General features: G+C 46.7%; 10 protein-coding genes. All 10 read left to right on the top strand.

What is annotated here, in order from left to right; all coding sequences use genetic code 11:
* Positions 1-494: hypothetical protein (locus ACQY6F_RS17880; protein WP_428776387.1), on the top strand; the 494-nt coding region annotated here is incomplete at its 5' end.
* A gap of 46 nt (positions 495-540) precedes the next feature.
* Positions 541-1,473 carry a hypothetical protein gene (locus ACQY6F_RS17875; RefSeq protein ID WP_428776385.1) on the top strand — a complete coding sequence of 311 codons (933 nt, stop codon included), beginning with the start codon at positions 541-543 and terminating at the stop codon, positions 1,471-1,473.
* Positions 1,448-2,149: a thioredoxin fold domain-containing protein gene (locus ACQY6F_RS17870; RefSeq protein ID WP_428776383.1), complete on the top strand. Its 702-nt coding sequence runs from the start codon at positions 1,448-1,450 to the stop codon at positions 2,147-2,149. Before ACQY6F_RS17875 ends, ACQY6F_RS17870 begins: the two co-directional genes overlap by 26 nt.
* A 3-nt stretch (positions 2,150-2,152) precedes the next feature.
* Positions 2,153-2,911 (top strand): DUF4400 domain-containing protein, encoded by a 759-nt coding sequence (locus ACQY6F_RS17865; RefSeq protein ID WP_428776381.1) that lies wholly within the window; start codon positions 2,153-2,155, stop codon positions 2,909-2,911.
* Between the two features lie 87 nt (positions 2,912-2,998).
* Positions 2,999-3,313 carry an RAQPRD family integrative conjugative element protein gene (locus tag ACQY6F_RS17860; protein ID WP_428776379.1) on the top strand — a complete coding sequence of 105 codons (315 nt, stop codon included), beginning with the start codon at positions 2,999-3,001 and terminating at the stop codon, positions 3,311-3,313.
* Entirely contained in the window at positions 3,300-3,635 is a 336-nt protein-coding gene (locus ACQY6F_RS17855; protein WP_428776377.1) for a hypothetical protein, read from the top strand. Before ACQY6F_RS17860 ends, ACQY6F_RS17855 begins: the two co-directional genes overlap by 14 nt.
* A 9-nt stretch (positions 3,636-3,644) precedes the next feature.
* Positions 3,645-3,980, top strand: a complete 336-nt coding sequence (locus ACQY6F_RS17850) for a TIGR03745 family integrating conjugative element membrane protein (RefSeq protein ID WP_428776375.1) — start codon at positions 3,645-3,647, stop codon at positions 3,978-3,980.
* Positions 3,980-4,372: a DUF3487 family protein gene (locus tag ACQY6F_RS17845; RefSeq protein ID WP_428776374.1), complete on the top strand. Its 393-nt coding sequence runs from the start codon at positions 3,980-3,982 to the stop codon at positions 4,370-4,372. The genes ACQY6F_RS17850 and ACQY6F_RS17845 overlap by 1 nt, the downstream gene beginning before the upstream one ends.
* Entirely contained in the window at positions 4,369-5,007 is a 639-nt protein-coding gene (locus ACQY6F_RS17840; protein WP_428776372.1) for a DUF2895 family protein, read from the top strand. The genes ACQY6F_RS17845 and ACQY6F_RS17840 overlap by 4 nt, the downstream gene beginning before the upstream one ends.
* A gap of 1 nt (position 5,008) precedes the next feature.
* Complete coding sequence (locus ACQY6F_RS17835) at positions 5,009-5,806, top strand: TIGR03749 family integrating conjugative element protein (protein WP_428776370.1); 798 nt, start codon at positions 5,009-5,011, stop codon at positions 5,804-5,806.
* Positions 5,807-6,030: the final 224 nt, after the last annotated feature.

Genomic DNA, 6,030 nt, shown 5'->3' with positions numbered 1-6,030 from the left:
CAACCCTAATCACAACGGCTTTAGCCATGGTTGCGATGCTGATTGTCTCGTTAACGTTGGTCCCGGGCATCTACCGTTGGAGTGTGGCAATCAGCACTGCGACCAAAGTTGAGGCTTTTGCGCAGGACACGTTCATTGGGATGGCTGCGTATTACCACAACTTTGCCAACTCCAATGGATGCTACACAGTCATTCCTCCATCAACGACAACGGGTGCCCTAATCAGCAAAGGATTATTGGATGCACGATACAGCAGTAACGATGTGTTCAATTCTTCCTCTGCAACATTATCGTTTTCAGCAAGCGGGGCTACCGGTCGAGTGGATTCAATGTCTATTGTCTTATCTTTCCCGAGCTTCAATGCTAACCGACTGACTAATATCGCCAATATGACGGCGCAATCGGCCAACAGCGTGACGCTGCAAAAGCCGCTTAAGAGCAGTCGAAGTAGTGTTGTAATCCAAAATCTCGACAGTAATTTATGCCGGAGTTAAGCAGGTGAGATACATTCCTAGCCGCCGCTCTCAGCGAGGCGATGCCTTGATCAGTACCGCACTTGCGATAGTTGCCATCATCATTGTGTCTATCGGTATTGCACGGTTTCTGCAGGTGGCCAAATACGAGCAAATTGCCAAAGTTGCCGCTGATCGGCTTGAACTCATCCACAATGCCATGCAACGGGCATACATGGACTCCATTCAGACTGGAGTGGCACCCAATAATATCAATGCTTATCCAGCCAGCGGATCAGCACTAGTGAGTGGCGGGTATATTGACAATTGCTCAGCCGCCCAAGAAGCCGCAAGGCAGTGTCTCAATGTACAGAAACTTCCTTGGGTCACGACATCAAATAGTGACCAGACAATTCAAATTCAGCGCTTCACTGACTCGGCTGATAATTTTCCTGCGTTTCGGCTGAGCTTTTCTCTCGCGGGGTTAACGCCAATAAAACTGCGTAACATAGTACGGACGAAATTGAGCGAATACCCAAACTATACAGAAGATGCCAGCGCGAATGTGACGCTGACGTTCAAACGGCCTAGTGCAGCAGTGAGCTTGGAGAATCTGGTTAAAAAGGATGGGTCAGAGCCCATGACTAGCGATTGGGACTTCGGCAACTTTTACCTAGATAACGTGAGAGATATCAGCTATTCCGGTTTGAATGACCGAACAGGTTTAACTGGACTGATGAAGCTTGGATCTGTGTTTGTTCCGAACAGTAGTGGCATCGTCGTTTCCAAGCCTACATGCCCAACGGGTTACCAAGCCAATATTCAGGTTTTCATGGCCGGATCTGGTGGCTCAAATGGCAACAACCTTCCTTACAACATTCGCAGTTTCGCGCCTTGGTACGTTGACCAAGGTGGTAGCTGGCGCGTCTATTATCGCGTGCTGGGCGAAGATTCAGTCGGGAACGCAAGATTTTATTACGAAGGAGCGGTAGCTTATGCGACTTGGTGCGATTTTAGTTAAAGGCCTAGCGACAGCCATAATGTTGCTGAGTATGAATGTTCTGGCAAAAACCGAATACGAGTATCTGCAGAACCTCAATCTTAAAGTTGAGGCCATCAACAGTAATGCCCGATTAGAAAATCTGACGCTAAAAACAGCGTTGACCGATCATGGCACAATCTACTTTGATGCGGAGAAAGGGGTATTCTTTACTAAGGTACAGCCACTGGTACTCAATAATGGCCAGTGGGACATGGCCGACAAACTGTTTTTCAAGCAGTTTATTGAACAGATACCAGACCAAATTGAGGTTAAATCACCGAATGAAAAGCTGGTGGTCTATATGTTCACGGATGTGTCCTGTGGCTGGTGCCAGAAAGTCCACGAAAACATGCAAAGCTATACCGATGCTGGAATCACACTCAAGCTGATGTATTTTCCTCGTGGCGGTTTAGACTCACAGGCTGCGCGCCAAATGAGCACTATTAGCCGATCACAGACACCTTTCCAAGAACTGCAAAGAGCGTTCAGTGGCGGCTACATGCCAGAAACTGAATTATCAGAAGTGGTGAAGAGGCATTACCAGAGTGCCATCGGCCTGGGCGTAGGCGGTACGCCAATGTTTTTTGTCAATGGCTATCCGTTTGAGGGGTACCTAACGCCAGAACAAATGCTTCAGCGATTTCTTGTGAACTAAATTATGGCAGAACAACAGGTACGACAAGAGAGCAAGCCCGCTGAGAAGAAAAACCCAACCCAAATTCCGGTTCTGAGTTGGGCGGCAAAGATCCTTTCCAAAGTGCTCAGCATTTCCTTTCTGGCGGGGTTTATCTGTTTGCTGATTGAGTTCGGTATGTATTTTTTTGTTGATAATCCGGTAGAACAATCCTACCAACGCTATCAGGCCATCGCGTCATTCAGCACAACAGGCACTTGGTTTGATGAACAAAAAGTCATGAATATGACTGAGAAATTGTTGCTCGAAAAGTTGGATACAAAAGCATTTATCAACAAGATTACGGTATACAGCCGGGCTCTCAGTGCCAATCTCTCCAAGCGCAGCCATAACAATCCATACGTTGCTAAGGCGATGGACTACACACAAAAAGCGATAGCCGCGTTTCCCGAACTCGTATCGATTTGGTTGATCACGACGTTTACGTGGCTGGCCAAAATGTTGACGATTATTGCGATGTTATTGCCTTGTGCATTGATCATCATCGGAGGCGTTGTCGACGGGAGTGTTGAGCGAAAAATAAACACCTTCAAGGGAAAGCGGGACTCACAGGACAAAATTGAGTGGTGGTTTCTGGCATTCAAATCCAGCTCCTATACTGCACTGTTTTTGTATGTGGCCATCCCCAATTCATTTCAGGCCACGGTTGTACTGTTACCCAGTGCCGTCGCCACAGCGTTTTTTGCGAGAAACATTTTGGCGAATTATAAGAAGTATTTCTAGTAATCAACCGCATTTTTGGCAACGCGCTAGAGTCAACTTTTAAGAATTATTCGTTCTTGATATTCAGGAACGAGGAGAAGATTTCCAATGAGCAAGTTAAAAACACTATTGCTGCTGGCGGTCATGCTACCGGCGACAGCTAGTGCCGGGGTGTGGGAAGAACGCGAACTACTTGAGCGATACATTACGCAAATGGAAATGCTCAATCAGACACTATTGGTTGACGCTCAACTCGCGGCAGATCCAAAGGCAAGGATTTCACTCAATTATCCTGCGGTCTTGCATGCATCAAACGAGATCATCAATAAGTTGAAACATCATCTGGCTTCCCCGCTTGAAGAGTACCGGAGCCTCAACATCAATATTGAAACCGATAAGGTGGCCACTCATGACGACAAGTAAGAGCCGGTTATTTGGCGGCATACTTTTGGCAGGTTTACTGCTGCTCAGTTTTGAATCGGTTGCCCAGGTACTGGCACCGAACCCCTCACTATCCTTACAGGCCTCTTTTGACCAAATACTGGGTAGTGGTTCGTTTTCTGATCTGGCTTTTTTGATCAAGGGACTAACGTCGGCGGTCGCGTTGGTTTTTTCTGGTTGGGCAGTCCTGGGTATCTATGAAGCAACACTGGTGGAGGGCCAAGTTTCTGCCAAAGCGGGGATGTTTTACCTATTAAGGCTGTTCGCCATCCTCACTATTCTCATTATTTTATTGAACCAATAGGAAGAAAAAATGATTAAAACTTTTCAAAAATGGACCCTGGCGTTGGCTTGCTTCTTTACGTCGCACGTCTATGCTGCTTTACCTACGGCTAGGACTTCCCAAGCTGCAACTCAGGGTGATTACATCGGTTTAGGCAAAGAAACTGCTAAGGATGGGGTCGCGTTAGGGGTCCAGCTAGTCGGCGCGTGCATTCTAATTGTGGTGGCCATCAGTCTGATTAAAGTGTTCTATGAAATTACAAACAAGAAAGCCGAATGGACGGATTTTGGCAAGACAGGTCTGGGTGGTCTGGTCGCCGCGGTGATTGGCATCGTACTGATTACTCAAGCAGATAGCATATTCTAATGTCGGCAGAGGACGAACGGACCATACCAGTCACGCTGGATAATCTGGATTATGAGGCGTGCGCTCTGGGCGGATTCACACACAAAGAGTTGGTGATGACGTTTGGCGTGCTTGCGGTTGGATTTCTGATCCCGTCGATTCCTATCGCGCATTTATTTTTGGGTCATTTTGCGTTTGGATTAATGTTCAGCTTCTTAATGGCCACCCTCTTAACCGCGCATTTTTCTCGAAAAGCGTACCTACTAAAGAATGGTCGACCCAGTTACATGCTCTGGGTCGACTTACAACGGAAAATTCAAACCCAAGGCATCTTCGGGATCAAACTCAATATGGGTTTCGTGGAAACCACTTACTGGCATACTGGCCCAGAGAAGAAGAAGGGAAAACAGTGAAATTGCATCTGCCTCAGAAAATGGTGTCTCGACTACAGGAAAACGCCAATCATGTGCAATCGCTACGCATGATGATTGGACTGCTGTCTCTATTGCTCGGCATGGCATTGATCGCGTTGTATCGTGCGCCGGACAAAATCACGTTTTATGTGCCACCTGACTTAACGAATGGCGCAGTGATGGGCGTTGGGGATGTTCCCAAAGCAACTGTATTAACCAATACGGCGTATCTCTGGATAGAGCTAAACACATGGATGAACGGCGGTCAGAAAGATGCCTTTGAGAACCTCGAAAACTACCAATTTTACTTTGGTGAACGTTTTATTCGTGAACTAACGGCCCAATACAACGAACTGAACGGTAAAGGGGAACTGAATCGAAAACGTCGGCTCACGTTGATCCCCGGTACGTTGTCCGAGTTTGATAAGCGCGTCATCGTACAATCCAAAAATAACAGCTGGGTAGTGCTATTAGACGTCATCGTGGAAGATTTCTTTTTAAATGAGCGGGTGCAGTACGCCCAAGTTCGCTATCCCTTAATTGTTGAGAGGATTGAAACCAACTACGACCAAAACCCAATCGGCATGATCATCACAGGTTTGGCTGGCCAGGCCAAAATCATCAAGGAGCTATAAGATGAATGGGTTATCCAAATTGGGGTTTTTATTGGTGATGCTATTTACGGCAACGGTCGGGCACGCTACCGAAATACTTGTTTGGGATAAGAAACCCCTCTCTATTCGACTCGAAGTAGGCAAAGAGCGAATCATTGAGTTTCCGGACAACATCATGATTGGCTTGCCCGAAAAAGTTAGTGCTCGAATGCAAATCAATAGCGCAGCTGGCGTGGCGTATTTGAAACCGATGGCACCGTTTCCGAAAACCCGCATCACCATACGACTAGAATCTACCAATGAACTCATGTTTATCGACATGTTTGCGGTGAAATCCGACAGTGCTGCAGATTTGGATATGGTAAAAATTCTCACCAAGGAAGCGCATGCCAAGCAGCAAGCGGTGAAAGATGCGCAGTTCATTCAGTCTGAATCAGTGTCGATCAAAGAGTTAATTCAATTTGCTTCTCACGACTTATATGCGCCGACTCGGTTAAAAAACCTGACTAAGCCAGTACAGGAGTCCAGCATCAGCAAGCCGCTTAAGTTAGATCTGATGTTCATGGGACGCTCGGCTTCGCTGTTTGATTTAAAAGCCCTCAAACAATATCGAACGCTTCGCTACACGCTGACGGCAATTCTCATCACCAACCGCACTTACCAGAAGCAACCAATAAGATACACCGACCTGTATCCAAACTTTATTGCTGTCAGTTCACAGCATATGGATGTGGGAGTGCTGGGCTCTGAAAGTCAAAGTACCGTCTTATACCTGGTTACTGAGCGGCCACTTTCTGAAGATAAAACTTACTCTCTCTGAGTCTCGATATGAGAATTCTAATCGAGGAATCAAACCAAATTGGCGTCAATCTCAACCGTTGCCGCCGTGGTTAACTGAAAACAAGGAAGAATCCATGAAAAAACGTTTTTTGGCATCAATAACGTCTGTTTTAGTTTTGCTGACAGGCTGCTCCGATGGTCCGACCGAAGCAAAATTGGCAGGTGGTGACCTCGGTAGGATTAAAGAAGGGCTTGATACCCAAG

The organism is Vibrio sp. (genome assembly GCF_050299255.1).
GTDB lineage: Bacteria > Pseudomonadota > Gammaproteobacteria > Enterobacterales > Vibrionaceae > Vibrio.
The sequence above is the reverse complement of the archived record's forward strand: the minus strand, read 5'-3'. Positions and strand labels throughout refer to the sequence as shown.